Raw genomic sequence first — 25,466 nt, forward strand, 5'->3', positions numbered from 1 at the left:
GTTACTCGACTTTGTCCGCTTTCATGGACTCATGCAGGTCACCGCCAACCGGCCCGCCGACGCGCTCACCCGCCGTCGGCACGTCGACCTGCTCCGCGTCGCCTCCGCGACCTGTTGACCTTCGGCGCCGTCCTCAGCCCGCTGCCGTTCCAGCCCGCTCTGAACCACGCCCGCCCGCGGTGAGTCTCCGCCGCCCGCACAATCAAAGGTCTTCCTGTGAGCATTCCCAGCATTCGTCCTGCCCGTCGTCGCCTGTTCGCCGCCTCCGCGGCTGCCCTGGCCCTGCTCGTCGCCGCCGCCGGTTGCTCGCGGGCCGACCGCGACGCCGCCCCGGCCGCCTCGTCCGACAAGGGCCCGGCCACCGAGCTCCGGCTCGGCTACTTCCCGAACGTCACCCACGCCGCCGCGCTGGTCGGCGTCGGCAAGGGCCTCTTCACCAAGGAACTCGGCAGCACCAAGCTGGTGCCGACCAAGTTCAACGCCGGCCCGGAGGCCGTCGGCGCGCTGCTCGGCGGCTCGCTGGACGCGTCCTTCATCGGCTCCGGCCCCGCGATCAACGCCTACGCGAAGTCCAACGGCGAAGCGGTCCGCCTGATCGCCGGTACGACGTCCGGCGGCGCACAGCTCGTGGTCCGGTCGACGATCACCAAGCCGGAGGACCTGGTCGGCAAGACCGTCGTCACCCCGCAGCTCGGCAACACCCAGGACGTCTCGCTGAAGAAGTTTCTGGCCGAGAAGAACCTGACCGGCAAGGTCAAGGTGACCAACCTGGAGAACGCCCAGACCCTGGACGCGTTCAAGAAGGGCGACGTCGACGCCGCTTGGCTGCCCGAGCCCTGGTCGTCGCGACTCGTCCTCGACGCCGGCGCGAAGGTGCTGCTGGACGAGGCGTCGCTGTGGCCGGACGGCAAGTTCCCGACCACCGTGCTGATCGTCCGGACCCAGTTCCTGCAGGAGCACCCGGAGACGGTGAAGGCGCTGCTGACCGGCCTGGTCGCCTCGATCGACTTCGCGAACACCGACAAGGCGGCCGCCAAGACCGTGGTGAACGACCAGTTGAAGGAGGCGACCGGGAAGGCACTGAAGCCGGCCGTCATCGACCGCGCGTTCGAGCACATCGAGATCACCGCGGACCCGATCGCGTCCACGTTCCCGCAGCTGGCCAAGGACCAGGTCACCGCGGGCATCGCCAAGACGGCACCGGCCGTCGCTGGGTTCGCCGACCTCGGCCCGCTGAACGACGTACTGAGCAAGGCAGGCAAGCCGGCCGTCGACGCCGCCGGTCTGGACAGCAAGTAGTTCACGCAGTATCCGAGGGAGGCAGACCATGACCGCGACAGTCGAGCTCGATCAGACCGTGTCGGACAGCGTGATCAGTCCGGTGCGGTTCCACCAGGTCGGCAAGGCGTTCGGGACCGGCCGGAAGGCGGTTGTGGCGCTGGACGGCGTCGACCTCGAGGTCGGGGCGGGCGAGTTCGTCTGCCTGCTCGGCGCCTCGGGCTGCGGGAAGACCACGCTGCTCAACCTGGTCGCCGGTCTGGACCAGCCGACCAGCGGGCGGATCGAACTCAACTCGTCGCGGCCGGCTGTCGTGTTCCAGGAGGCCGCGCTGATGCCGTGGCTGACGGCCGCCGGGAACGTCGAGCTCCCGCTGCGGATGGCCGGCGTACCGAAGTCGCAGCGGCGCGCGAAGGCAGCCGAACTGCTCGAGCTGGTCAGGTTGGCCGGATTGGGTGACAAGCGACCGCATGAGCTGTCAGGTGGCATGCGGCAGCGCGTCGCGCTGGCGCGCGCTCTGGCCTCGACGACGGACAACACCGGTAGCGGCGCGGGCAAGCCGTCGCTGCTGCTCATGGACGAGCCGTTCTCGGCGCTCGATGCGATCACGCGCGACGTCCTGCAGGGCGAGCTGCTGCGGATCTGGCGTGCGACCGGTACGGCGATCCTGTTCGTGACGCACGACGTCCGCGAGGCCGTCCGGCTCGGTCAGCGCGTCGTCCTGCTGTCGTCGCGGCCGGGTCGCGTCGTCCGCGAATGGGACGCCGGCAAGCTGCCCGAGGCTGACTCGGTCGACGAGATCAATGCCGCGCTGCGCAAGGTGATCAGTAGCCATGCCGCAGCCTGAGCTTCTGGAAGCGGGATCGGTCGAAGCCGGCCTGGACGTGCTGGACACGCCGGTCAACGCTCCCGATGGCTCGCGCGCACGGCGAATCGCGGCCCGGGTGCTGCCGCCGGTGGGTGCGATCGTGGTGCTGGTCGTGGTGTGGCAGGTGTTGTGGGCGGCCGCGTTCTGGCCCGAGTTCAAGCTGCCCGCGCCGGCTGATGTCTGGAGTCAGATCTGGCAGCTGGTGACGACCGGCAAGATCGTCGAGTTGTTCTGGGTGTCGGTGCACCGGGCCGTGATCGGCTTCGCACTCTCGCTGCTGATCGCGGTACCGCTCGGGCTGGCGATCGCCAACATCACCGTCGTACGGCGGGGGATCGGGCCACTGGTCTCGGGGTTGCAGAGCCTGCCGTCGGTGGCCTGGGTGCCGGCCGCGATCTTGTGGTTCGGGTTGAACGACCGGGCGATCTACTGGGTCGTGCTGCTGGGTGCGGTGCCGTCGATCGCGAACGGGCTGGTGTCCGGGCTCGACCAGGTTCCGCCGATCCTGCCGCGGGTCGGCAAGGCGCTCGGGGCCGGCCGGTGGGGCGGGATCCGGTACATCCTGCTGCCGGCCGCGCTGCCCGGGTTCCTCGGCGGACTCAAGCAGGGCTGGGCGTTCTCGTGGCGGTCGCTGATGGCGGCCGAGCTGATCGCGACCTCGCCCGAGCTCGGCGAAGGCCTCGGGCAATTCCTGCACAACGGGATGTCGCTGTCGGACATCTCGACGGTGTTCGCCGGCATCCTGCTGATCTTCGTGATCGGGGTCGGCATCGAACTGCTGGTGTTCCGGCCGTTGGAGAACTCGGTGCTGCGCGCGCGAGGGCTGACCGCCTCGGCCCGTTGAGCTTCGCGGCCCGGCTGGTTACGGGTTAGCGACTTGGCCGTCGTGGCGCGGGCGTGTTGCCCGAAGCGCCGTACTGTTGGACCGTGGTCCGATTTCTGCCGTTCCTGATCAGCCTGGTGCTCAGCGTCTACGCGCTGTTCTCCTGCATCCAGACACCCGATGAGGACGTGCCGCACCTGCCCAAGCTGGTGTGGATCGTCCTGATCGTGTTCGTCCCGTTCATCGGGCCGATCGTCTGGCTGCTCGTGTCGCGCACCGCGAGCGGCCGTCGCGATGCCGGCGCCCGGCCGTCGAAGCCGGGCCTGCGCCCGGTCGCGCCCGATGACGACCCGGACTTCCTCAAGTCACTGGATCGCTACCGGGACCCGCGGACGACGGTGAAGCCGCCGGAGGACACCAAGCCACCCGAGCCGCCGAAGCAGGACAAGCCCGAGGACAAGAAGAGACCCAAGGACAAGAAGCCGCCGGCCGCGCCGGAGGAGACCACGGCAGAGCCCGACGACGGTAAGGCCTGAGCTTTCGCGCAGGCCTCACCGGGCCGGACGATCTGCGGCTGTGGGTGGAGGAGAAGCGGCTCCCCGCGGGTTACGCAGACTTTCGGTGTTCGGGCAGGAGGGTGTTGTCGCGTTCGGACTCCGTGGTGCCGCCCCAGACGCCGTACGGCTCCCCCACGGAGAGCGCGTGCTGACGGCATTCGGGCTGGACCGGGCAGGTGCCGCAGAGCGACTTGGCCACCATCTCGCGGGCACGTTTGCGGACGCCACGCTCCGATTCGGGCGAGAAGAACAGCTCTGGGTTGACATCGCGGCACGCGGCCTGCGACTGCCAGTCCCACAGATCCATGAGCGGGCGGGGTAGGCGAGGCATCCCTCTCGACATGGCAACCTCCTTGACTCACCGTGAGCGCGGACGGGCGCTCGGTGAAAACTATGCTCAACTCACACCGAGTTCAACCCTCGTTGTCTCGAACTTCGGTCCATTTGTTATCGCGAAGTGGCCGCGCGACGCCGTCGCGGGCCGTGATCAGGGGTTTTCACGCGGAGCCGGTGTTCACGTCATCACCGGATGTGACATGGGTCACTCGGTTGCTTCAAGCAAGTTCAGAGCGGGCCGTCGTCGGCCGGGTCGTACCGGTAGTACTCGTGCCCGCCGTGCGGCGTACCCGTCTCGCCGGTCAGCGCACGGATCACCATCGCGTGCGTGATCGCGAGCACCGGTCCGTCCGTGCTGGCCGTGTGACGGGCCAGTGCCGCCCGGGCTCGCTCCCGGACCCGGGAGAGTGGCTCCCAGGGTCGCTGGAGGCCTTCCGGCCACTCGCCGTCGTACGCCTCGAACTCGGCGTGGGCCGCCCGTACGTCGGCCACACCGCGCCAGGACCCGGTATGGTCCGGGAGCCAGTCGCGCAGGTCGTAGTCGACCCGGACGCCGAGAGCCAGCCGGTGACCGATGATCGCGGCGCTGTGCAGCGCCCGCGTGAACGGGGAGCTGACCAGGTACGTCGCCTGGATGCCGCTGAGCAGGTCGGCGAGCTCCTCGGCCTGCTTGACGCCGAGGGCGGTGAGCGGGGCGGAGTCGGCCGCCATCCCGGGCCAGCCCCGGGAATCGATCGGCGCGTAGTCCGGCTCACCATGCCGGACCAGGTAGATCTGCGTCACGGGCATGTTCTACCTGAGATGGCGGGCGCCTGCCCATCCCCGGGCGTGGCTGGGCTGGACGGGATCGCTCAGCGCGTCGGGTGGCCGAACCTGATGCAGCTCGTCGAAGAGGTGGTCGACGCCGGCCGGCTCGGCCGGCGACTCGATCCAGCGGACCTCGGTCGCACCCTGGTGGCCGTGCACCGCGAGAACCGAGTGGAGGTCCGGCCAGACTGCCGTCGCGGGGTTGTCACCCCGCCAGCGCAGCGCCACCGAGCCGTCGGTGAACTCACAGCCCTCGGCGACCACACCCGTGCCTGACACCCCACTTGGATCCCGGTACCGCACCAGCTCGAAGGTCCGCGGCCTCACCACCTGCTGCACTCCCCGTTGTCTCGACCCGTCTTGCAGCCCTCAACGAGTCCACACCGCTCGCGGTTACTGACCGGCGACCGAACGACGCATGAAGATCCGCTGTCCGGGGTCGAGTCCGAACGCCGTCTCCGCCGCCAGCAGGTCGGTCAGTCCGGAGGTCAGCTCCTGCGGCGACAGCTCCTGGAAGCCGAGGCGGGCGTAGTACGGCCCGTTCCACGGCACGCTGCGGAATGTGCTGAGGGTCAGGGCCGGCAGCCCCTGCTCCGCGGCCGAGGCGTCGACGTGGCCGATCATCCGGCGGCCGAGTCCCTGACCCTGGTGATCCGGGTGGACGCTGATCTGCTCGATGTGGGCCGCGCCGTCCACCAGCGTGACGAGGACGAAGCCGGTCGGGTGATCGTCGGCGTCGACCGTCACCCAGAGGCGGCCGGCCTGTCGGGCCTGCTCGAAGAGCTGGAGCGGTGGCGGCGGGTGCTCCGCGATGTCCGTCATCCCGATGCGGCGGAAGAGCACGCCGGCGGCGGACTCCAGGGTGCGCAGGAGCTCCAGCTCGTCCTGGCGCGCGGTCCGGATGGTCACCGGACGAGACAACCATGACCGAGGAGCGGGCGTCACGGAGTTTCCGGCAGTGGTAGCCTCTGTCACGTGAAGCGCAGCTATTGGCGATTTTTTGAGTGGCCGGCCTTGGTGCCGGGCGACTCAGCCGATCGCTGACGCCCAACCGCAGACACCAGAGCCGGCCCGAAGGCAAGGACATCCGTCCTTGCCTTTTCTCGTTCCCAGCCGGCTGCCTGCGACCTTCCGCGGTCATCCGGCGGAAAGGTCCCCACTCATGAACACCCTCCCGCAGCAGGCCGATCAGGCGGCAGTCGTCGATCGACGGATCGAGAAGACCGTCCCGCTGATCACGCCGCAGGCCCTGCACGACGAACTGCCGCTGAGCGACGCACTGGTCCGGACCGTGGTCGACGGTCGCCAGGCGGTCGCCGACGTACTGAACGGCGTCGACGACCGCCTGCTGGTCGTTGTCGGTCCGTGCTCGGTGCACGACGCGAAGGCGGCCCACGAGTACGCCGAACGCCTCCGACCGGTCGCCGAGCGACTCTCCGACGGTCTGCTCGTGGTGATGCGCGTGTACTTCGAGAAGCCGCGCTCGACCCTGGGCTGGAAGGGTCTGATCAACGACCCGGGCCTGGACGGCTCCGGCGACGTGAACCGTGGTCTGCGGACCGCTCGTCAGCTGCTCGTGCAGGTCCTCGAGCTCGGCCTCCCGGTCGGCTGTGAGTTCCTCGACCCGATCACGCCGCAGTACATCGCCGACACCGTCGGATGGGGTGCGATCGGCGCGCGGACCGTCGAGAGCCAGGTGCACCGCCAGTTGTCGTCCGGCCTGTCGATGCCGATCGGGATGAAGAACCGCCCCGACGGCTCGATCGCTACGGCGGTCGACGCGATCAAGGCCGCCGCCGTACCGCACGTCTTCACCGGTATCGACCACGACGGCGCGCCGGCCATCCTGCACACCCGCGGCAACCCGGACTGCCACCTGGTACTGCGCGGATCGGACAGCGGACCGAACTACGACGCGGACTCCGTCGCGGGTGCGCAGGAACTCCTCCGCAAGGCCGGTCTGCCGGAGCGGGTGGTCATCGACGCGAGCCACGGCAACAGCCGCAAGGACCACCGCCGGCAACCGGTGGTGGCCGAGGAGATCGGCGCGCAGGTCGCGGCCGGCAACCGCGCGATCGTCGGCGTGATGCTGGAGTCGTTCCTCCAAGAGGGCCGGCAAGACCTCGACCCGACCCGCGAACTGACCTACGGGCAGTCGATCACCGACGCCTGCATGGGCTGGGAAACCACCGGGTCCGTGCTTGAGAAGTTGCGCGACGCGGCGGTGGCCCGGCGGGGATAGCTGTTCATCTGACGGCTGCGCGGCGGCTACGGGCCTTGCCTAGGGTCCGGACCATGACTGAGATCTCCCGGCGCCTGGTGCTCGGTTCGGCGGTGGGTGGGGCAGCGGTCTCGCTGCTCCCACCCTCGCTGCACACCGCGATGGCGCAACCTGTGCGGCGCGGTGGTCTGCGCGCGATCGAGCACGTCATCGTGCTGATGCAGGAGAACCGCTCGTTCGACCACTACTACGGGACGCTCCGCGGCGTCCGCGGGTACGGCGACCGGCAGCCACTGCGACTGCGCGACGGCAAGAGCGTGTTCCACCAGCCGGTGACCGGTGGCGGCGAGGTGCTGCCGTTCTCGATCCGCAAGGCCGCCGCGGACGCGGGCCGCGACCCCGACGACATCCAGTACCTGGGCGCGCTGGCCCACGGCTACGGCGACGCCACTCAGGCCTGGGCCAACGGCTGGCACGACGACTGGGTCCAGGCCAAGACATCGGCCACGATGACCCACTACGAGCGCCGCGACATCCCGTTGCAGTACGAGCTTGCCGAGACCTTCACGATCTGCGACGCGTACCACTGCTCCGTCAACGGCTCGACGAACCCGAACCGCAACTACCTGTGGTCCGGCACCACCGGCTACGAGCCCGGTACGACGCAGCGCGCGGTCACGAACGCGGCGTACTCCTACGACCACGCCGGCTACGACTGGACGTCGTACCCGGAACGGCTGGAGAAGGCCGGGGTCTCCTGGCAGATCTACCAGGAGTGGGACAACTTCACCGACAACGCGGTCGAGTACTTCAAGACCTTCAAGGAGCTCGGGCACCGGATCCTGGCCGGAGTGCCGGGTGGTTACCGGACCACCGAGGAGTTCTACGACAAGCTCTTCGCGAAGACGCCGGCCGAGCAGGCCGAGGCGCTGCAGCAGTTGACGGCGGCGGTCGAGAAGCTGCCGATCAGAGACCAGAAGCTGTTCCGCAAGGCGATGTACCGGTCCGAGCCGGAGTCGCTGATCCCGCGGCTCCGGGCCGACATCAAGGCCGGGACGCTGCCGCGGGTCAGCTGGCTGGTGCCGTCCGCGGTCGACTCCGAGCACCCCGGATCGTCCACGCCGGTGGGCAGCGCGAACGTCGTCTACGACCTGCTCGACGCGATCGCGTCCGACCCGGAGACTCTGTAATCGCTGACCCCACCCCACCACCCCGGTCAGGTGTCGAAGACCGTGCTGCTGATCAACTTCGACGAGAACGACGGGTACTTCGACCACGTCCCGCCGCCGGTCGCGCCACGGCCTGCCACGGGCGAGGGCGACGACTGGTACGCCGGTCAGCCGATCGGGCTCGGCCCGCGAGTACCGATGACGGTGGTGTCGCCGTGGTCGGTCGGCGGGCACGTGGACTCGCAGGTGTTCGACCACACCTCGGTGATCCGCTTCCTCGAGCTGTGGACCGGCGTACGGGAGCCGAACATCAGCAGCTGGCGACGGACCGCGTGTGGCGACCTCACCACGGCGTTCGACTTCGATCGCTCCTATCGGCAGCCGTCGGTCGACAAGCCCGGCCCGGTGCCGGCGCCGATCGCGCGCTGGAAGCCGACGCCGCCGGCCGACCAGGCGGTGCCGCAGCAGGAGCCTGGCCGCCGTCCGGCGCGCGCGATCCCTTACCAGCCGTCGGTTTCCGGCCTTGTTGCTGACGGCAAGTTGATGTTGGCCTTGGGCAATGAGGGCGCCGAGCCCGCGCACTTCGCGATCTATCCGTACGGCGGTGAGCTGCCGGTGCCGGCGCACGTCGACGTCAAGCGGTCCCGGGTCGAGAAGATCGCGGTGGACGGCCCGTTCGAGGTCGCCGTGCAGGGGCCGAACCGGTTCTGGGTCGAGCTGGCCGGCTCGGTCGACGGCGCGGCCGCCGGACTCGACGTGCGCGCCGACCGGCACGGTGACTCGCTGGAACTGGAGTTGGTGAACACCTCGCGCAAGCCGCTGACCGTCAAGGTGAACGCCCTCGGGTACGGCAGCAAGACGGTGGCGATCGAGCTGCGCGGCAAGCAGACCCGCTCGCTGTCCTGGCCGACCGACCACGGCTGGTACGACGTCGAGGTCACCACGACCGACGACACGTCGTACCGCCGCCGCCTCACCGGCCACCTCGAAACCGGCCACCCGAGCATCACCGGCTGACCCACCTCGTTGCGTCCGAAGATGTGTGGCCTATAGCCCTCACATCTTCGGACGTAAGGGAGTGGTCAGCGGGCGATGGGTGCGGTGCGGGCGTTGGTGACGGTGATGAGGTCGGTGGGGGACAGGCCGATGTCGAGGCCGCGGCGGCCGCCGGAGACGTAGACCGTCGGGTGGTCGGTGGCGGTGCTGTCGACGACCGTGGGCAGGGTGCGCTTCTGGCCGATCGGGCTGATCCCGCCGACGACGTACCCGGTGGTGCGTTCGGCGGCGGCCGGGTCGGCCATCACCGCCTTCTTCCCGCCGGCCGCGGCCGCGATCGCCTTCAGGTCGAGCTGCTTGTCCACCGGTACGACGCCGACCGCGAGCTTGCCGTCGACCTCGACCAGCAATGTCTTGAACACCTGCTCCGGCGCGAGCCCCAACGCCTCGGCCGCCTCGAGCCCGTAGGACTTCGCTGTCGCGTCGTGTTCGTACGCATGCGTCGTGAACGCGACCTTCGCCTTCGTCAACGCCACCGTCGCCGGCGTCCCCTGACTCTGCTTGCCCTTAGCCACCAGCCGAGCTTAGTCCGGCCGGGACCAGCCGGACGCAGCAGTGGCCGGGGGTCGGGACGAGGCGGGCTTCGTAGGGGATGTCGAGGGCGCTGACGAGGCCTGCGAGAAGGTGCAGGTTCATGCCGCAGACCAGCTGAGGCTGCTCCTGGGCGATGCGCCGGAACGGGCAGTTCGCCAGCGCGATGCCGTCCTTGTCCGGGCGAGGCTCGAAGCCGTGCGCGGCCAGGATCTCGGTCAGCGGAGCCCCGCCCGCCGCGCGGCCGAGGGCCTCGCCGTACTCGCGGGCCCGGCGGTTGACCGCGTCGCGCGGTGAGCTGCCGGTCGTCTCGGCGTCTGCGACCGCAGCGGCCAGTAGGCGACCCGCGACGGCGTACTGACGCTCGGGCAGGGAGATCTCGATCTCGCGGTCGGAGCGGTGGTAGAGCTTCGCCGGCCGTCCGGCGCCGGGGCCGGTGCGGCCGGTTCGGCGCTCGTAGCACGTCGCGAGCAATCCTTCTTCGGTCAGCTTGTCCAGGTGGAACGCCGCGGTCGTCCGCGGGAGCTCCAGCGCGGCGGCCGCGTCGTCACGACTCACCGGCTCCGGCCGGCCGACGACGTACTCGTAGAGGCGGCGCCGGGTCGGTTCCTCCAGAGCGGCGACCGCCTGCACGCGCGCGTCCCAGGAAGTGTCCACGGAATGATTCTATCGACAACATCGGTTGATGTAAGAGCTATGATGGCAGTTCGTTGAACTCTCAGGGAGTGTGCAGATGGCGATCTCGGCCGACCTCGAGTCCGTCCCCCTTCACATCGTCGCCGGACGCGCGGAGATCGATCTTCCCGCCGCCCAGCGCGCTGTCGCGGATCTGCTGACCGCGCTCGGACGGGACCCCCACAGCGCACATCTCGCGGACACCCCGCGCCGGGTCGCGGATGCGTACGCGGAGATGCTGACGCCCCGCGAGTTCGAGCTGACCACGTTCCCGAACGACGAGGGGTACGACGAACTCGTCCTGGCCAAGGACATCCCGGTGCAGTCGCTATGTGAGCACCATCTGCTGCCGTTCCAGGGTGTCGCCCACGTCGGGTACCTGCCGGGGCAGCGGATCCTCGGGCTGTCGAAGCTGGCCCGCGTGGTCGAGTTGTTCGCCCGCGACCTCCAGGTGCAGGAGCGGCTGACCAAGCAGGTCGCCGATTGGCTCCAAGACCACCTCGAGCCGAAGGGCGTCGGCGTGGTGATCGAGGCCGAGCACCAGTGCATGTCGTTGCGTGGTGTCCGCGCGGTGGGCTCCCGGACGGTCACGTCGTCGCTGCAGGGCATCCTCCGCGACAACCAGAGCTCCCGCCAGGAGTTCTTCGCCCTGACCGGCCTCACCCCGTAGGTACGGCGGTCACAGGCGAAACGTGACCGGTTAGGCCGAGGCGACCACCACCGGTGGGCGGTGATGGGTGTGCCGGCCGGTGGCGAGGATGTGGGCCACCTCGCCGGGGAGCAGGTCGGTGCCGGGGACGGGCTCCATCTCGGAGACGTCGAGCCAGCGGACGACGGTCGCGCCGTCGTGGCCGTGGACGGCGAGGATGGAGTCGAGGTCCGGCCAGACGGCCGTGGACGGGTTGGCTCCGTGCCAGCGGAGCGCGACCGAGCCGTCGGTGAACACACAACCTTCGGCGACGACGCCGGTCCCGGAGACTCCGCTGATGTCGGTGTAGCGCACGAGTTCGAATGTGTGGGGTTTCACCGGCAGACCTCGCCGGGTCTTATCGGGTCGTCGTGGCCGGTGTGGCCTGGGAGAGCTGCCATGGTCCTTTCCCCGCAGTCGACGTGGTTGGGCGCTCGCCACAAACCAGGGACATTACCGACTGTCAGCGGGGAAGTACGGTCTGTAGCGACTCTTCTTCTCAAGACAAGCTAGATCCAAACTGGCCTGACGCGCCAGAGCTCCCGCAGCGTGTCTCATTCCTGGACTCCTTCGGAGCCTGAAACTCCTGACAAATCACGGCAAATCGAGTGCGCCGGCCCGCGAGGGCGTGTTGTCTCCGGTAGGTAAACGTCTTTCGGAATCGCTTGGCAAGGCGTGGGAGAGCACCTTAGGGTCTGTGCAATGTCACACGGTACTGGAGTGCACGGATGAGTGGAGCGGTGCGGACGAGCGCCGGAGCGGTGGTTCCGGTGGGGGAGGTGGAGCTGACCGGAGGGCTGTTGGGTGCCTGGCAGCAGCGCAATCGGGTGGCGACGATCCCGCACTCGATCGGCGAGCTGCGGAAGGCCGGCAACCTGGAGAACCTGCGCCGGCTGGCGGATCCTTCGGTCGGGCCGTACCGCGGGCGGTACCCGTTCCTCGACACGGATCTGTACAAGACGCTCGAAGGGCTCGCGTACGAGGTCGGCCGGGAGGATGCGCCGGCCGGGGCACGGGAGTTCTTCGACGAGGTCGTCGGACTGCTCGAGCAGGCGCAGGCCGGGGACGGCTACCTGAACTCGTACTTCCAGGACCCGGATCAGCCCAAGCAGCCGTGGTCGGACCTCGGCTGGGGGCATGAGCTCTACAACCTCGGCCACCTGATCCAGGCTGCCGTCGCCGCGAACCGCCGGCTGGACGACAGTCGATTGTTGACAATCGCCTGCCGCTTCGCGGATCTCGTCGTCCGGAAGTTCGGCGTGGACGGCGAGGAGGTCGTCGACGGGCATCCCGAGGTGGAGATGGCGCTGGTCGAGCTTTATCGAGAAACCGGGAACGCGGACTATCTGACGCAGGCACGGCTGTTCGTCGATCGCCGCGGGCAGGGGAAGCTGAAGCACACGATCTTCCCGGCCGAGTACTTCCAGGACAACGCGCCGTTCCGGGAACTGCCGTCCGTCACCGGACACGCCGTACGGATGGCGTATCTCGCGGCCGGGGCCGCGGACGTGCACCTGGAGACCGGCGATCCGACGCTGCTGAAGGCGTTGGAGCGGCTGTGGGACGACATGGTCGCGACGAAGCTCTACCTCACCGGTGGACTGGGCAGTCGACACTCGGACGAGGCGATCGGCGACCGGTACGAGTTGCCGTCCGAGCGCGCGTACGCCGAGACGTGTGCGGCGATCGCGGTGATGCAGTGGGCGTGGCGGATGTTCCTTGCCACCGGCAAATCGTCGTACGTCGATGTGTTCGAGACGGTGCTCTACAACGCTTACGCTGTTGGGCTTTCGGCCGATGGAACGGCGTTCTTCTACGACAATCCGTTGCAGCGGCGGCCGGATCATGAGCAGCGCTCCGGAGCCGAGGCCGGTGGCGATCCGCTGCGTCGTCCGTGGTTCGGCTGCCCGTGCTGCCCGCCGAACATCATCCGCTGGATGTCCGAACTCCAGGATCACGTCGCCGCCGTCCGCGACGACACTCTGTACGTCGGCCTGTACGCCGACGCCCACATCACCACCAGCGACCTTGCCCTGACGATCACCACCGATTACCCGTGGGACGGCGAGGTGACGATCACGGTGGAGCACGCACCGGAGGAGGAGCACGCGCTCGCCCTGCGCATCCCGTCGTGGGCCGCCGACGCCAAGCTCACCGCTCCCGGCGGAGTAGAGGGCCCGGTCGTGGCGGCCGACGGGTGGGTTGTGGTGCGGCGGCGGTTTGTTGCCGGCGACATCGTTCGGCTGCACCTGCCGATGTCTCCGCGAGCCCACGGATCGCATCCCTATCTCGATGCGACCCGGGATGCCCTTGCCGTTGCCCGGGGCCCGCTTGTTTATTGCGTCGAGCAACAGGATGTCGAGGCGTCCGTGGACGACCTGTTGCTGACGCCAACCGCGGTCGCGGCGGCGACAGCGCGCCGGCAGGACGACGGCCTCGTGCTCGAGCTGACCGCGGGCGTCGCACAAACACCGGCCGCAGAGCTCTATCCGGTGATCACCGATCAACAACCCCAGACCGCCATCAGCGAGGTGCCGGCGACTTTCGTCCCGTACTTCCTCTGGGGAAACCGTCAGGCCTTGGCCATGCGTGTATGGCTCCGCGCCGCGAACCGAAAGTAGAAACAGATGAAGAGAACAATGCTGGTGGGGCTCGTGCTGTCCGGGGTGCTGGCGGTGAGCGCCTGTGGTGGTGGCACGACCGGGGCCAAGGCAGAGTCGGGCGGGCCTGGCGGCAAGGCGGTGCAGGGCGGCACGCTGCAGGTGCTCCAGAACGCGGCCTACTCCCACCTCGATCCGGCCCGGGGATTCGATGGTGGTGTCAACAACTTCTATCGGCTGATCTACCGGACGCTCACGACGCAGGGCGCCGCGCCCGGTGCCGAGGGCACCAAGATCGTCCCCGACCTGGCGACCGACACCGGCAAGCCGTCCGACGGCGGGAAGACCTGGACATTCACGCTGAAGGACGGCCTGTTCTTCGAGACCGGTGCGCCGATCACCAGCGCGGACGTGAAATGGGGCGTGGCCCGGGCGTGGGATCCCGAGATCGGCATCGGCTCACCGTACGCGAAGCAGTTGATCGAGGCGCCGGCGTCGTACCAGGGCCCGTACAAGTCGGGTGACCTGTCGACAATCGCCACGCCGGACGCGAAGACGATCGTGTTCCACCTCAAGAAGCCGTACGCCGACTTCGGCAGCGTGGTCGCGCAGAACACGTTCACCCCGGTGCCGAAGGGCCAGGGCGCGGGCAACCAGCTGGACAGCAAGCCGATCTCGTCCGGCCCGTACAAGGTGTCCGAGTACAAGCCCGGCGCCTCGCTCAAGCTGGTCCGCAACGACAAGTGGGACAAGAAGAGCGACGACGTCCGCACGGCGAACCCGGACGCGTTCCAGTGGACGTTCGGGCTCGACGGCGCGACCATCGACGAGCGGATGATCGCCGGCCAGGGCGCCGATGCCGACGCGATCGCCGGCACGGTCCAGGCCGCCTCCGTGGCCCGGATCCAGACCCCGCAGCTCAAGCAGCGCACGATGACCGGCCTCGGCGGCTGTACGACGTACATGGGCCTGAACACCACGAAGAAGCCGCTGAACGACGTCAAGGTCCGGCAGGCGATCAACCTCGCGGTCAACAAACAGACAGTCCGCGACGCGGTCGGTGGATCGACGCTCGCCGACATCGCCACCAGCATCCAGCCGCCGACCGTGACCGGCCGGGTGGACTACGACCCGTACCCGAGCCCGGACCACGAGGGTGACGTCGAGGCGGCCCGCAAGCTGCTCACCGAGGCCGGTCTGGCCGGAGGCTTCACGATGACGCTCGACACCCGGGCGCAACCGAAGATGCAGGCGATGGCGGTCGCGATCCAGCAGGCGCTGGAGCCGCTGAAGATCACCGTGAAGATCAACACGATCGACACCGCGACGTACTACGAGGTGATCGGGACGACGTCGCAGCAGCACGACGCCGCCATCACCGGCTGGTGCCCGGACTGGCCGTCCGGTGCGACCTTCCTGCCGCCGCTGTTCGACGGCCGCAATATCACCACCAAGGGCAACTCGAACCTGGCCCAGCTGAACGACCCGGGCGTGAACGCGAAGATCGACGAGATCGCCAAGCTGACCGACGTCACCGCGGCGAACGCGGCGTACGGCGACCTCGACAAGCAGATCATGGAACTCGCGCCGGTCGTCCCGCTGCTGTACGAGAAGGTGCTGATGCTGGTCGGCAGCAACATCGCCGGCGCGTACCTGCACGACGGGTTCTCCGGTGGGATCGACCTGGTCTCGGTCGGCCTTGCCGACGCCGGGAAGTAGCCGATGACAACGACCATCGGGGGGACTAGCACAGCACTGGTCGAGGAGGTGGGGGCCCCGGCTGCGGCTGCGGGTCCCCCGACCTCGACCCGGCGGATCCTGACCACGATCGCCAAGGACAAGGGCGCCGTACTGTGCGTGATGTTCCTGGCGATCGTGGTCCTGATGGCGGTGGCCGCGCCGGTGATCACCAAACTCAGCGGCTGGGGGCCGTACGAGTTCGACTCGGCGGCGATCAACTCCGCGCTGGGCGGCATACCGAACGGCGCGCTCGGCGGGATCAGCCGGGAGCACTGGTTCGGCGTCGAGCCGCAGAACGGCCGCGACCTGTTCGCCCGGATCGTGTACGGCGCGCGGGTGTCGATCACGATCTCGCTGTCGGCGACGCTGCTGACCGGGATCCTCGGTGTCGTCCTCGGCATGCTGGCCGGGTTCTACCGCGGCTGGGTCGACCAGGTGATCTCGCGACTGATGGACTTCCTGATGGCGTTCCCGGCGCTGATCTTCATGATCGCGATCCTGTCCTCGCTGCCGGCCGGGAACCGTCCGGTGCTGCTGGTCGTGGTGATCAGCGCGTTCGGCTGGCCGTACCTGGCCCGGGTGATCCGCGGTCAGACGATGACGCTGGCGAACCGGGAGTTCGTCGAGGCGGCACGGGCGTCCGGGGCGAAGGACGTGCAGGTCGTGTTCCGGGAGATCCTGCCGAACCTGCGCGGCTCGATCATCGTGATGACGACGCTGGCGATCCCGGGCTACATCGGCACCGAGGCCGGCCTGTCGTTCCTCGGCGTCGGCGTCTCGCCGCCGACCGCGTCCTGGGGCCAGATGATCGCGAGCTCGGTCAGCTGGTACTCGGTGGACCCGATGTTCTTCGCGATCCCGGGCGCCTTCCTGTTCCTCACCGTGCTGTCCATGACAGTCCTGGGCGACAAGATCCGCGCGGTGATCGACCAAGGAGAGGCGGCATGACCCGCTACGTGCTGGAGCGGCTGGGCGGGGTCGTGGTGATCTTGCTCGCGGTTTGCCTGTTCACCTATCTGATCTTCTTCAAGCTGTCGCCGGATCCCGCGGTGATGATCTGCGGCAAGACCTGTACGCCGGACCGGATCAACTCGATCCGTGACGTACTGGGGCTGAACCAGCCGATCCTGACCCAGTTCGGGGAGTTCCTCCGGGGCATCTTCGCCGGCCGCGACTACGGCTCGGTGCACTGCCCGGCGCCGTGTCTGGGGTACAGCTTCCAGACCAACGAGTCGGTGTGGAGCATGATCACCACCCGGCTCCCGGTCAGCGTGACGGTTGCGGTCGGCGCCGCCGTACTGTGGCTGCTCGCCGGTGTGATCGGCGGTCTGGTCAGCGCGATCAAGCAAGGAACGTGGTGGGACCGTGCGGCGATGGCGCTCGCCCTCGGTGGCGTGAGCGTGCCGAACTACGTCCTCGCGCTCGTGCTGCAATACGTCCTGGTCGTGAAGCTGCAGGTGTTGCCGTTCCCGTCGGCGCCGGCGTTCGCGGACGACCCCGTGCTGTGGTTCGAGTCGTACCTGATGCCGTGGACCGTGCTGGCCGTCGGCTACGCCTGTCTGTACGCGCGGTTGACCCGGAGCAACGTGATCGACACGTTGTCGGAGAACTACTTCCGGACCGCGCGGGCCAAGGGACTGAGTCGCCCGCTGGTCCTGCGCCGGCACGCACTGCGACCGGCGTTGACCCCGATCGCCACGATCTTCGGGATGGACTTCGCCGGCCTGCTCGGCGGCGCGCTGATCACCGAGACCGTGTTCGGGCTGAACGGGATCGGCAAGATGGCGGCCGACTCGATCGCGAAGAACGACCAGCCGGTGATCATGGCGGTCACCCTGCTCGCCGCGTTCTTCGTTGTCATCGGCAACGTCGTGGTGGACCTCGTCTACACCGCGCTGGATCCACGAGTGAGAGTGACGTCGGCATGACGGATGAGTTGTTCGTGGTGGAAGACCTGACCGTCACATTGCCGACCAGTCGTGGGCCGGTGGATGTGGTGAAGAACGTGTCGTTCACCGTCGGCCGGGACGACACGCTCGGGATCGTCGGCGAGTCCGGGTCCGGCAAGTCGATGACGGCTCTCGCCGTACTCGGGCTGCTGCCACGCGGAGCGGAAACGAAGGGCAGCATCCGGCTGGATGGCGCCGAGTTGCTCGGGCGGTCGGAGCGGGAGCTGCAGTCGGTGCGCGGGAACGCGATCTCGATGGTCTTCCAGGATCCGTTGTCGTCCCTGAATCCCTACTACACCGTGGGTTTGCAGATCGAGGAGATGTACCGGGCACACCGCGGTGGGTCGCGCCGCGCGGCCCGGCAGGTGGCGGTCGCGGCGCTGGACCAGGTCGGCATCCCCGATCCGGGCCGGCGGGCCGACCACTATCCGCATCAGTTCTCCGGTGGCCAGCGGCAACGAGTCATGATTGCGATGGCCCTGTGCTGCTCGCCGGCGCTGCTGATCGCGGACGAGCCGACGACCGCGCTCGATGTCACCGTCCAGGCGCAGATCCTGGAGCTGATGGCTGACCTGCAGTCGACCACCGGGACCGGGATGGTCTTCATCACCCACGACCTGGCCGTAATCAGCTCGATCGCTCAACGGGTGCTGGTGATGTGTGCGGGTGAGCCGGTCGAGTACGGCACGGCCGAGCAGGTGTTCTCGGATCCTCGGCACGAGTACACGCGCACGCTGCTGGACGCCGTACCGCGAATCGATGACGAGGTGGTCGCGTCATGACGTTGCTGAAGGTGCGTGGGGTGACGAAGCAGTTCGTCACCCGCGGCGAAGGCGCGATGGCCCGGAAGTCCACGTTCACGGCGGTCGACGACGTCAGCTTCGAGGTGGAGCTGGGTGAGACGCTGGCGATCGTGGGGGAGTCGGGCAGCGGGAAGTCGACCACTGCGCGAATCGCCGCGCGGTTGCTGGAGCCGACGAGCGGGTCGGTCGAGTTCGACGGGCAGGATGTGACGCGGGCGACCGGGAACGAGTTGGCGTCCTTCCGGAACAACGTGCAGGTGGTGTTCCAGGATCCGTTCTCGTCGCTGAACCCGCGGTACACGGTCGAGCGGATCGTCACCGCACCGCTGACCTATCAAGGGATCACGCCGGCCGGTGGGCGGCGGGCGTTCGCGCAGGAGCTGATGGCACGGGTCGGGCTGAACCCGGACCACTGCCAGCGGTATCCGGCGCAGTTCTCCGGCGGGCAGGCGCAGCGGATCGGCATCGCCCGGGCCCTCGCGGTGAACCCGAAGCTGGTGATCTGCGACGAGGCGGTGTCCGCGCTCGACGTGTCGATCCAGGCGCAGGTGCTGGAGCTGTTGATGCGCTTGCAGCGGGAGAGCGGGTTCAGCTACATCTTCATCGCGCACGATCTGGCCGTGGTCCGGCAGATCTCGCAGCGGGTCGCGGTGATGAACCAGGGCAGAATCGTGGAGCTGGGGTCGCGCGACCAGGTATTCGGGGATCCCCAGCACGATTACACGAAGACGCTGCTGGCCGCAGTACCGCGGATCAATCCGGCGTGGGACGCCAGACGCCGGGCGAAGGAGGCTTCATGACCAGCTACACGATTCCTGGAATGCATGTGCGGGAGCACACCGTCGAGGTGCCGCTGGACTGGGCTGATCCTTCGGAGACCATCACGGTCTTCGCCCGGGAGCTCGTCGACCCGGTGCGCAAAGACGAGGACCTGCCGTGCCTGCTGTTCCTGCAGGGCGGTCCGGGCGGGAAGGCGCCGCGGCCGCCCGGGCGGACGGGGTGGATCGACCAGGCCCTGAACAGCTACCGCGTGATCCTGTTCGACCAGCGCGGGACCGGTCGCAGTACGCCGATCTCCGGGCGGCGGATGGCGTCGCTGTCCGCCGAGGAAGGGGCCGACTACCTGGCCTGCTTCCGGGCGGACTCGATCATCGCCGATGCCGAGCACCTGCGGACGACGGTCTTCGGCGGGCGCAAGTGGTCGACGCTGGGCCAGAGCTACGGCGGGTTCCTCACGCTCACCTACTTGTCGAAGGCTCCGGACGGACTGACGGCCTGCTACGTGACTGGCGGGCTGGCCTCGATCGATCCGTCGGCGGCCGAGGTGTATCGACGGACGTATCCGCGGGTAGCGGCGAAGAACCGTGAGTTCTACCAGCGCTATCCCCACAACGTGGAGCGGGTCGGCCGGATCGCGGACCTGCTGGCGGCTTCCGACGTACGGCTGCCGGATGGTGATCGGCTGACGGTACGGCGGTTCCAGTCGCTCGGGATCGACTTCGGGATGAAACCCGGGTACGAGCGGATCCACTGGCTGCTCGACGAGGCCTTCGACGGGGATTCGTTGTCGGACACGTTCCTCGGTCAGGCGATGGCGTTGTCGTCGTACAGCTCGAACCCGTTGTTCGCGGCGCTGCAGGAGAGCATCTACGGATCCGGCGAGGGCGCCACGGGCTGGGCGGCCGAGGCGGAGCGGAAGCTGCGGCCGGAGTTCGCCGAGGAGGCGCGGCCGCTGCTGTTCACCGGCGAGATGATGTACCCCTGGATGTTCGAGGAGATCCGCGGACTGCGCCCGTTCCAGGGAGCCGTCGAGGTGCTGGCCGGCCGGGCGCGGTGGTCGGAGCTGTACGACCTCGAGCGGCTCGCGGCGAACGACGTACCGGTGGCCGCCGCGGTCTACTACGACGACATGTACGTCGACTCCGGGCTGCAGCTCGACACCGCGAGCCGAGTCGGCAATCTGCAGGCGTGGGTGACGAACGAGTACGAGCACGACGGGCTCGGCGTGGAGCGGGTGTTCGCCCGGCTGACCGAGCTGGTGCGAGCCGTTGGGGGTGGCGTACCCGCGAGTTGAGGGGTGGAGTGCATCACAATGGGCGGCGAGCGGTGACCAGGGAGGTGAACGGATGGTTCAGGGGACTTCGGCGGCTCATCGCGCCGTAGACGGCTCGGCCGGGCCACTGCCGAGCGTGCGGCGGCTGAAGCAGCGCGAGAACCTGCGCGACAGCGTCGCCAACGCGCTGCGGGCGGCGGTGATCTCCGGCGAGCTGGAGCCGGGGCAGGTGTACTCGGCGCCGATGCTGGGCGCGCGGTTCGGGGTGTCCGCGACGCCGGTGCGGGAGGCGATGCTCGACCTGGTCCGCGAGGGCCTGGTGATCTCGCTGCGGAACAAGGGCTTCCGGGTCACCGAGGTGTCCGACGCGGACCTGGACGACCTGGCCTCGCTGCGGCAGCTGGTCGAGCCGCCGACGATCCGGGTCGTAGTACCGGCGATTCCCGCCGCGGACTTCCCGCGGCTGCGTGCGCTGGCGGAGGACATCGTGGTGGCGGCGGAGGCGGGTGACCTGATTGCGTACATCGAGGCGGACCGGGTCTTCCACGTCACGCTGCTCACGTACTCCGGCAACCAGAGGCTGGTCGACCTGGTGTCGGACCTGCGGTCGCAGACGCGGCTGCTCGGGCTCACACCGCTGGTCGAGAGCGGGCGGCTGGGACAGTCGGCGGCCGAGCACCACGAGCTGATGGACCTGGTCGAGGCGCGCGACGGCGACGGCGCCGAGCAGTTGATGCGCCGCCACATCGGCCACGTCCGTGGCCTGTGGGCAGGGTCGCAAAGCAGCTGACGCCGGAGGGAGCCGGCGCCTGCTTCAGTAGGACGCGCAGACGGGTGGGCTTACTTCGTGAGCGCTCCGGCGGCGGTTGCGGCGGCGGGGGAGCCGTAGGTGGCGGTCAGGCGGTCCAGGAAGGCGGGGTGGTCGAGCGTGTACTCCTGGGTGCCGACCGTCTCCAGGACCGTGGTCGCCAGCGTGCAGCCGAGGTGGGCGGACGCCTCGTGGTCGAGGCCGGCCGCGCGGCCGGTCAGGTAGCCGGCCCGGAAGGCGTCGCCGCCACCGGTCGGGTCCACCAGACCCGGCGCCGGGACAGCCGGAACCTTGGCCAGGATCCCGCTGGAGTCCTCGATCACGACGCCGTCGCCGCCGTGGGTGGTGACCCGGACGCCCACGCGCTCCAGGATCTCGCCATGGCTCCAGCCGGTCTTCTGCACCATCAGGCCGGCTTCGTACTCGTTGCTGAACAGGTACGCCGCCCCGTCGATGAGCCGGCGGATATCGGCACCGTCCATCCGCGCCATCTGCTGCGACGGGTCCGCCGCCACCGCGATCCCGTGCTGCTTCGCCAGTTCAGTGTGCTTGAGCATGCCGTCGGGGTCGTCCGCACCGATCAGCACCAGGTCGATCCCGCCGGACTTCGCGTGGATCGCGCCCAGATCGAGCTCCCGCGCCTGCGCCATCGCGCCGGTGTAGAACGAGGCGATCTGGTTCGCGTCGAGGTCCGTCGTACAGGTGAACCGGGCGGTGTGTACGTTCTCACAGACGCGCACGTGCGACACGTCCACACCGGCGGTCGTCAGCGCCGCGCCGTACTCGGCGAAGTCGGCACCGACCGAGCCGACCAGCAGCGACGGCTGCCCGAGCTGGGCCATCCCGTAGCAGATGTTCGCCGCGACGCCGCCGCGGTGAACGACCAGCTCGTCGACCAGGAACGACAGGGAGACCTTGTGCATCTGTTCCTCGAGGAACTGGTCCTTGAACCGGCCCGGGAACGTCATCAGGATGTCGGTCGCGATCGATCCGGCGACGGCGATGCGCATACGGGGTGCTCCCTCAGGTGGGGTGGGTGTGCGACGTGCGGACAACCCATAGAGACTACAGGCGACCGATCTAATACATGGAGGGCGGGAATTCATGGGCCATCAGGTACCTGTGACCGAGGAACTGCACGACTACATGGTCGCGCACGGGATGCCGCTGGACGAGATCGCGACCGAGCTGGTGGCCGAGACCGAGGCGCTCGGCGGCCCCGCGCGGATGCTGACCACCTCCGACCAGGCCGCGCTCCTGACCACGCTGACGCGGCTGATCTCGGCCCGCCGGGCGGTCGAGATCGGGACCTTCACCGGTTTCTCCGCGCTGGCGATCTCGCGCGGTCTGCCGGCCGACGGCGAGCTGATCTGCCTGGACGTGGACGAGGACTGGACGTCGATCGGCCGCAAGTACTGGGAGCGGGCCGGCGTGGCGGACAAGATCGACCTGCGCATCGGTGACGCGCACGAGTCGGTCCTCCAGCTGGACGGCGAGTTCGACCTGGCCTTCGTGGATGCCGACAAGGACTGGTACATCCAGTACTTCGAGGCCGTGCTGCCGCTCGTCCGGCCGAACGGGTTGCTGCTGTTCGACAACACGCTGGCCGGCGGCCGGGTGGCCGATCCGGACGGCCCGGCGGACCGCAAGGAGTTCAACGCGCACATCGCCAAGGACGACCGGGTCGACGTGGTCATGCTCGGCATCGGCGACGGACTCACCCTGGTCCGCAAGAAGTGAGCAAGGCGGGGAGCAGGGCCGCGGCGCGACTGGCAGTGACGGACCTGCAGCACAAGTACGGCGACCGGCCGGTGATCGAGGGACTCACGTTCACCCTGTCCGCGGGCCAGGCGATCGCCCTGGTCGGGCCGAACGGCGCCGGCAAGACGACCGTGCTCAAGTGCATCGTCGGCTCGGCCGAGCCCGCGGCCGGCAAGATCCTGCTCGACGGCCTGCCGATCGACGAGCGAGCCGAGACGGTACGGCGTGATGTCGCCACCCTGCTCGACGACCTGGACTTCTTCCCGGACCTGACCGCGGCCGAACACCTGGACCTGCTCGCCCGCGCGCACGGCAACCCGGAGCCGGAGGACCTGGTCGACACGCTCCTCGACGACATCGGCCTGCTCCCCGCCGCCGACCAACTGCCCGGCTCGTTGTCCTCCGGTCAGCGCCGTCGCCTCGCCTTGGCGACGGCGCTGGTTCGCCCCCGGAAGCTGATGGTCCTCGACGAGCCCGAGGCGCGCCTCGACACCAACGGCGTCCAGTGGCTGTCGGACCGCCTGATCGAGGAGAAGAAGTCCGGCACCTCGATCCTGTTCGCCAGCCACGACCCGGCCCTGGTGGAGGCCGTCGCCGACTCCGTCGTCACCCTCACCCCGCTGCCATGAGCTCAGCAGAAGGCCCGGTCGTCTTCGACCCGAACGACTTCGGGGCGATCCCGACATCCCGCGCACTGCGCCAATGGATGCGCACGACCCGGCGGCGGCACGCGGACCGGTCGTTCTGGCAGGTGTTCGAGGACGCCTACCTGGTCATCTTCACCCTCGCCATGCTCGGCGCGACCGGCGGCAACGTGGTCCACCACCTCAACTCCAACGCCGCCAGCTGCCGGTCGTTCACCTGTGGTGAGCTGTCGCACTGGACGCCGTGGATCGTGGTGCCGTTGCTCCTGGCAACCACGCTCCGGGTGCTGCTGAGCGTGGGTCCCGTCTCCGCGTCGCAGGCGACCGGCTTCTGGCTGCTTGCCACTCCGGTGAATCGGGCGTCTTTGCTGCGGCCGACGTACCGGCTGGTGATGGGCGTGGTGGCGGTGGTCGGATTCGTTGCCTCGGCGATCATCTGGGCGCTGCTGGGATCGAGGTTCGCCGACGTGACCGAGGTGTCGGCGCTGATGGCGGCCCTGCTCGTCTGCGTCGGGACGGTGACGGTCTGGGCGCAGCAGACGGCCCAGCGGTCGCGCTGGGCGCTGCGGATCGCGGATCTTCTGCTGATTGCTGCGGTGGTTCCGGCGGTGGCGCTCGCGCTGCAGCCTCGCTCGCAACAGGACACCTTCGAGAACCTCGTCATCGTCTCGACCTTCACCGGCTCCGGCAATCCCCCGACCAGCCGCGACTGGACGTCGTCCGGGCCGGCGCTGTTGCTCGGCTCGTCGCAGACGTGGCTGCTGATGATCTGTGCGGTCGCGCTGGTGCTGTGTGTGGCGCTCGTCGTCGTCACCTCGCAGACGCTCGACAAACTCAGCCGGACGAGCGTGATCGCGGGCGGGGAGTTGCTGGCCGGTCTCGCCGGAGCGGCGAGCAGTCTGGATATCAGCATGCTGGCCGACGTGGTGTCCGGTCGGCACTGGCGGTTGAAGGGGCGAGTGCATTCGCGGCGCGGTCGTGGGTCGCGAGGGTCGGCTCTGATACATCGGGAGTTCCTGCGGATCCTCAGGTGGCCGCGGCGACTCGTGATCGGCTTCGCGCTGCTCGTCGTCCCGTATGCGGTTTCCGGCGCGGGCTTCGACGTACTGGTGCCTATCGCTGCGGGGTTCGCCGGGTTCGTCGCCGTACGTCCGTTGATGGACGGGCTGCGGTCGGTGTGCCGGTCGACCGGGTTGGTGCGCGCGTTGGGGATGGACCTGCGCGATCTCCGCGTCATCATGGCGGTGGTCCCGGCCGGCTTCGCGGCGCTGTGGTCCCTGCTGGCGTCGCCGGCGATCGGGAACGGGCCGGCCACTTTCGCGGTTGCGGCCGGCATGCTCGCCGGCGCCGTACGTCAGGCGTCGGCCCGGCCCCCGTCGTACTCCGGACCTCTGGTCGCCTCGCCCATGGGCGCCATCCCGCCGGGCCTGTTCTCCCAGCCGATGCGCGGCTTCGACCTGCTGCTGGTCTGCCTGGCCCCGGTCCTCCTGGGAATCAGCTCCACCTGGGTCCTGATCATCCCCTCCATCGTGCTCATGATCATGTTCGCCGTACGCCCCAAAACCGAGTAACCTCACCCGATTAGTGCACCCAGTTAGTTTGGTGCGCCAAAGGACACCGCTTCGCGGCGGCTGTCTGATGCCCCGCCTCCGGCGGTGCGCGGGCTGGTGTCCCGCGCTGGTGTGGTTGGCGCCGAGGACTGTGGCAGGTGGTGCCCTGGTGCAGCCTGGGCGAGGTCCGACAAGGCGTGGTGACTGGCTAAGGACACAGTTGGTTGGGTGCGCCCAAAAGGGCAGCTCCCGGGTCCCCACCTCTCTATCCCACTGGTCTACAGCCGCCCATCGAGTCGTGGTGTACGGCTGCGCAGCGAAACCTCGAGTCGCGGATTGTGGTTGTGAACTGCGTGGTGTCCGCGGCCCCATTCCACGACTCGACGAAGGGGCGCGGCGCTTCGCGGCGGCGTGCGCGAACAGGTGTCGCGGGCTGGCGTGGTTGGCGCCGAGGGCTGTGGGGGGCGGGTGACTGGCGTGTGGTCGGGGGTCCAACAGACGTGGGGAGTGGCTAAAGGAGGCCGCCTTCGGTGGCGGCTGTTGTTGTCG

At 68.8% G+C, this 25,466-nt stretch carries 27 protein-coding genes and 1 pseudogene; 20 read left to right on the top strand and 8 right to left on the bottom strand.

All coding sequences use genetic code 11. From position 1 onward, the window contains the following. Positions 1-31: 31 nt before the first annotated feature. The 5 genes from ACXC9Q_RS32575 to ACXC9Q_RS32595 all read left to right on the top strand — a co-directional run bounded on the left by ACXC9Q_RS32575 (position 32) and on the right by ACXC9Q_RS32595 (position 3,505). Entirely contained in the window at positions 32-118 is an 87-nt protein-coding gene (locus tag ACXC9Q_RS32575) for a putative leader peptide (protein WP_363818422.1), read from the top strand. Between the two features lie 98 nt (positions 119-216). Beyond that, complete coding sequence (locus tag ACXC9Q_RS32580; protein WP_457060498.1) at positions 217-1,299, top strand: ABC transporter substrate-binding protein; 1,083 nt, start codon at positions 217-219, stop codon at positions 1,297-1,299. A gap of 28 nt (positions 1,300-1,327) precedes the next feature. Then, positions 1,328-2,125 (top strand): ABC transporter ATP-binding protein, encoded by a 798-nt coding sequence (locus ACXC9Q_RS32585; RefSeq protein WP_457060499.1) that lies wholly within the window; start codon positions 1,328-1,330, stop codon positions 2,123-2,125. Next, positions 2,112-2,990, top strand: a complete 879-nt coding sequence (locus ACXC9Q_RS32590) for an ABC transporter permease (RefSeq protein ID WP_457060500.1) — start codon at positions 2,112-2,114, stop codon at positions 2,988-2,990. Before ACXC9Q_RS32585 ends, ACXC9Q_RS32590 begins: the two co-directional genes overlap by 14 nt. An 83-nt stretch (positions 2,991-3,073) precedes the next feature. After that, the gene (locus ACXC9Q_RS32595; RefSeq protein ID WP_457060501.1) at positions 3,074-3,505 is read left to right on the top strand and encodes a PLD nuclease N-terminal domain-containing protein; all 432 of its coding nucleotides are present in this window, start codon (positions 3,074-3,076) and stop codon (positions 3,503-3,505) included. Positions 3,506-3,575: 70 nt separating this feature from the next. Here ACXC9Q_RS32595 and ACXC9Q_RS32600 read toward each other — a convergent pair whose 3' ends face one another. The 4 genes from ACXC9Q_RS32600 to ACXC9Q_RS32615 all read right to left on the bottom strand — a co-directional run bounded on the left by ACXC9Q_RS32600 (position 3,576) and on the right by ACXC9Q_RS32615 (position 5,578). Next, positions 3,576-3,869, bottom strand: a complete 294-nt coding sequence (locus ACXC9Q_RS32600; protein WP_131350551.1) for a WhiB family transcriptional regulator — start codon at positions 3,867-3,869, stop codon at positions 3,576-3,578. Between the two features lie 221 nt (positions 3,870-4,090). Then, a complete protein-coding gene (locus ACXC9Q_RS32605; protein WP_457060502.1) occupies positions 4,091-4,645 on the bottom strand; it encodes a histidine phosphatase family protein in 555 nt (184 codons plus the stop codon). A 9-nt stretch (positions 4,646-4,654) separates the two neighbouring features. Then, entirely contained in the window at positions 4,655-4,996 is a 342-nt protein-coding gene (locus ACXC9Q_RS32610) for a hypothetical protein (RefSeq protein WP_457060691.1), read from the bottom strand. Between the two features lie 66 nt (positions 4,997-5,062). Further along, entirely contained in the window at positions 5,063-5,578 is a 516-nt protein-coding gene (locus ACXC9Q_RS32615) for a GNAT family N-acetyltransferase (protein ID WP_457060503.1), read from the bottom strand. Positions 5,579-5,831: 253 nt separating this feature from the next. Here ACXC9Q_RS32615 and ACXC9Q_RS32620 point away from each other — a divergent pair, with 253 nt between their 5' ends. The 3 genes and pseudogenes from ACXC9Q_RS32620 (at position 5,832) to ACXC9Q_RS32630 (ending at position 9,076) form a co-directional block, all read left to right on the top strand. Further along, the gene (locus ACXC9Q_RS32620; protein ID WP_457060504.1) at positions 5,832-6,911 is read left to right on the top strand and encodes a 3-deoxy-7-phosphoheptulonate synthase; all 1,080 of its coding nucleotides are present in this window, start codon (positions 5,832-5,834) and stop codon (positions 6,909-6,911) included. A gap of 140 nt (positions 6,912-7,051) precedes the next feature. Next, positions 7,052-8,773 (top strand): annotated as a pseudogene (locus ACXC9Q_RS32625) (phosphocholine-specific phospholipase C); the annotation flags it as partial. A 42-nt stretch (positions 8,774-8,815) separates the two neighbouring features. Beyond that, positions 8,816-9,076 (top strand): phospholipase domain-containing protein, encoded by a 261-nt coding sequence (locus tag ACXC9Q_RS32630; RefSeq protein ID WP_457060692.1) that lies wholly within the window; start codon positions 8,816-8,818, stop codon positions 9,074-9,076. A 65-nt stretch (positions 9,077-9,141) separates the two neighbouring features. Here the strand turns inward: ACXC9Q_RS32630 and ybaK are convergent, their stop codons facing one another. Both ybaK and ACXC9Q_RS32640 read right to left on the bottom strand, forming a co-directional pair. Continuing rightward, entirely contained in the window at positions 9,142-9,630 is a 489-nt protein-coding gene (gene ybaK / locus ACXC9Q_RS32635) for a Cys-tRNA(Pro) deacylase (RefSeq protein WP_457060505.1), read from the bottom strand. Further along, positions 9,623-10,303, bottom strand: a complete 681-nt coding sequence (locus tag ACXC9Q_RS32640) for a helix-turn-helix transcriptional regulator (RefSeq protein ID WP_457060506.1) — start codon at positions 10,301-10,303, stop codon at positions 9,623-9,625. The genes ybaK and ACXC9Q_RS32640 overlap by 8 nt, the downstream gene beginning before the upstream one ends. A 76-nt stretch (positions 10,304-10,379) precedes the next feature. On the opposite strand from ACXC9Q_RS32640, the gene folE reads away from it, so the two are divergent. Further along, positions 10,380-10,991, top strand: coding sequence for a GTP cyclohydrolase I FolE (gene folE, locus ACXC9Q_RS32645; protein ID WP_457060507.1), 612 nt, complete (start codon positions 10,380-10,382; stop codon positions 10,989-10,991). Between the two features lie 30 nt (positions 10,992-11,021). On the opposite strand, the gene ACXC9Q_RS32650 is transcribed toward folE, so the two are convergent. Further along, positions 11,022-11,348 carry a hypothetical protein gene (locus tag ACXC9Q_RS32650; protein ID WP_457060508.1) on the bottom strand — a complete coding sequence of 109 codons (327 nt, stop codon included), beginning with the start codon at positions 11,346-11,348 and terminating at the stop codon, positions 11,022-11,024. A 389-nt stretch (positions 11,349-11,737) separates the two neighbouring features. Here ACXC9Q_RS32650 and ACXC9Q_RS32655 point away from each other — a divergent pair, with 389 nt between their 5' ends. Genes ACXC9Q_RS32655 through ACXC9Q_RS32690 form a run of 8 tightly spaced genes read left to right on the top strand, consistent with a single transcriptional unit; the run spans position 11,738 to position 20,944 of the window. Continuing rightward, the gene (locus tag ACXC9Q_RS32655; protein WP_457060509.1) at positions 11,738-13,630 is read left to right on the top strand and encodes a glycoside hydrolase family 127 protein; all 1,893 of its coding nucleotides are present in this window, start codon (positions 11,738-11,740) and stop codon (positions 13,628-13,630) included. A 6-nt stretch (positions 13,631-13,636) separates the two neighbouring features. Next, a complete protein-coding gene (locus ACXC9Q_RS32660; protein ID WP_457060510.1) occupies positions 13,637-15,328 on the top strand; it encodes an ABC transporter substrate-binding protein in 1,692 nt (563 codons plus the stop codon). 3 nt (positions 15,329-15,331) lie between these two features. Next, complete coding sequence (locus tag ACXC9Q_RS32665; RefSeq protein WP_457060511.1) at positions 15,332-16,297, top strand: ABC transporter permease; 966 nt, start codon at positions 15,332-15,334, stop codon at positions 16,295-16,297. Then, positions 16,294-17,277 carry an ABC transporter permease gene (locus ACXC9Q_RS32670; protein ID WP_457060512.1) on the top strand — a complete coding sequence of 328 codons (984 nt, stop codon included), beginning with the start codon at positions 16,294-16,296 and terminating at the stop codon, positions 17,275-17,277. The genes ACXC9Q_RS32665 and ACXC9Q_RS32670 overlap by 4 nt, the downstream gene beginning before the upstream one ends. Beyond that, a complete protein-coding gene (locus tag ACXC9Q_RS32675) occupies positions 17,274-18,080 on the top strand; it encodes an ABC transporter ATP-binding protein (protein WP_457060513.1) in 807 nt (268 codons plus the stop codon). The genes ACXC9Q_RS32670 and ACXC9Q_RS32675 overlap by 4 nt, the downstream gene beginning before the upstream one ends. Next, positions 18,077-18,901, top strand: a complete 825-nt coding sequence (locus ACXC9Q_RS32680) for an ABC transporter ATP-binding protein (RefSeq protein ID WP_457060514.1) — start codon at positions 18,077-18,079, stop codon at positions 18,899-18,901. Before ACXC9Q_RS32675 ends, ACXC9Q_RS32680 begins: the two co-directional genes overlap by 4 nt. Beyond that, positions 18,898-20,175, top strand: a complete 1,278-nt coding sequence (locus ACXC9Q_RS32685) for an alpha/beta fold hydrolase (protein ID WP_457060515.1) — start codon at positions 18,898-18,900, stop codon at positions 20,173-20,175. The genes ACXC9Q_RS32680 and ACXC9Q_RS32685 overlap by 4 nt, the downstream gene beginning before the upstream one ends. Before the next feature lie 52 nt (positions 20,176-20,227). Beyond that, on the top strand, positions 20,228-20,944 hold the full coding sequence (locus ACXC9Q_RS32690) for a GntR family transcriptional regulator (RefSeq protein ID WP_457060516.1): 717 nt from the start codon (positions 20,228-20,230) through the stop codon (positions 20,942-20,944). A 50-nt stretch (positions 20,945-20,994) separates the two neighbouring features. On the opposite strand, the gene ACXC9Q_RS32695 is transcribed toward ACXC9Q_RS32690, so the two are convergent. Then, complete coding sequence (locus ACXC9Q_RS32695; RefSeq protein ID WP_457060517.1) at positions 20,995-21,972, bottom strand: carbohydrate kinase family protein; 978 nt, start codon at positions 21,970-21,972, stop codon at positions 20,995-20,997. 112 nt (positions 21,973-22,084) lie between these two features. Between ACXC9Q_RS32695 and ACXC9Q_RS32700 the strand changes: the two genes are divergently transcribed. The 3 genes from ACXC9Q_RS32700 to ACXC9Q_RS32710 are packed head-to-tail and all read left to right on the top strand — an operon-like array spanning position 22,085 to position 24,938. After that, positions 22,085-22,702: an O-methyltransferase gene (locus ACXC9Q_RS32700; protein WP_457060518.1), complete on the top strand. Its 618-nt coding sequence runs from the start codon at positions 22,085-22,087 to the stop codon at positions 22,700-22,702. Next, positions 22,699-23,352 (top strand): ABC transporter ATP-binding protein, encoded by a 654-nt coding sequence (locus ACXC9Q_RS32705; RefSeq protein ID WP_405065666.1) that lies wholly within the window; start codon positions 22,699-22,701, stop codon positions 23,350-23,352. The genes ACXC9Q_RS32700 and ACXC9Q_RS32705 overlap by 4 nt, the downstream gene beginning before the upstream one ends. Continuing rightward, positions 23,349-24,938, top strand: a complete 1,590-nt coding sequence (locus ACXC9Q_RS32710; RefSeq protein ID WP_457060519.1) for a DUF6297 family protein — start codon at positions 23,349-23,351, stop codon at positions 24,936-24,938. The genes ACXC9Q_RS32705 and ACXC9Q_RS32710 overlap by 4 nt, the downstream gene beginning before the upstream one ends. The last annotated feature ends 528 nt before the right edge of the window (positions 24,939-25,466 follow it).

It is taken from the genome of Kribbella sp. CWNU-51 (assembly GCF_054073265.1).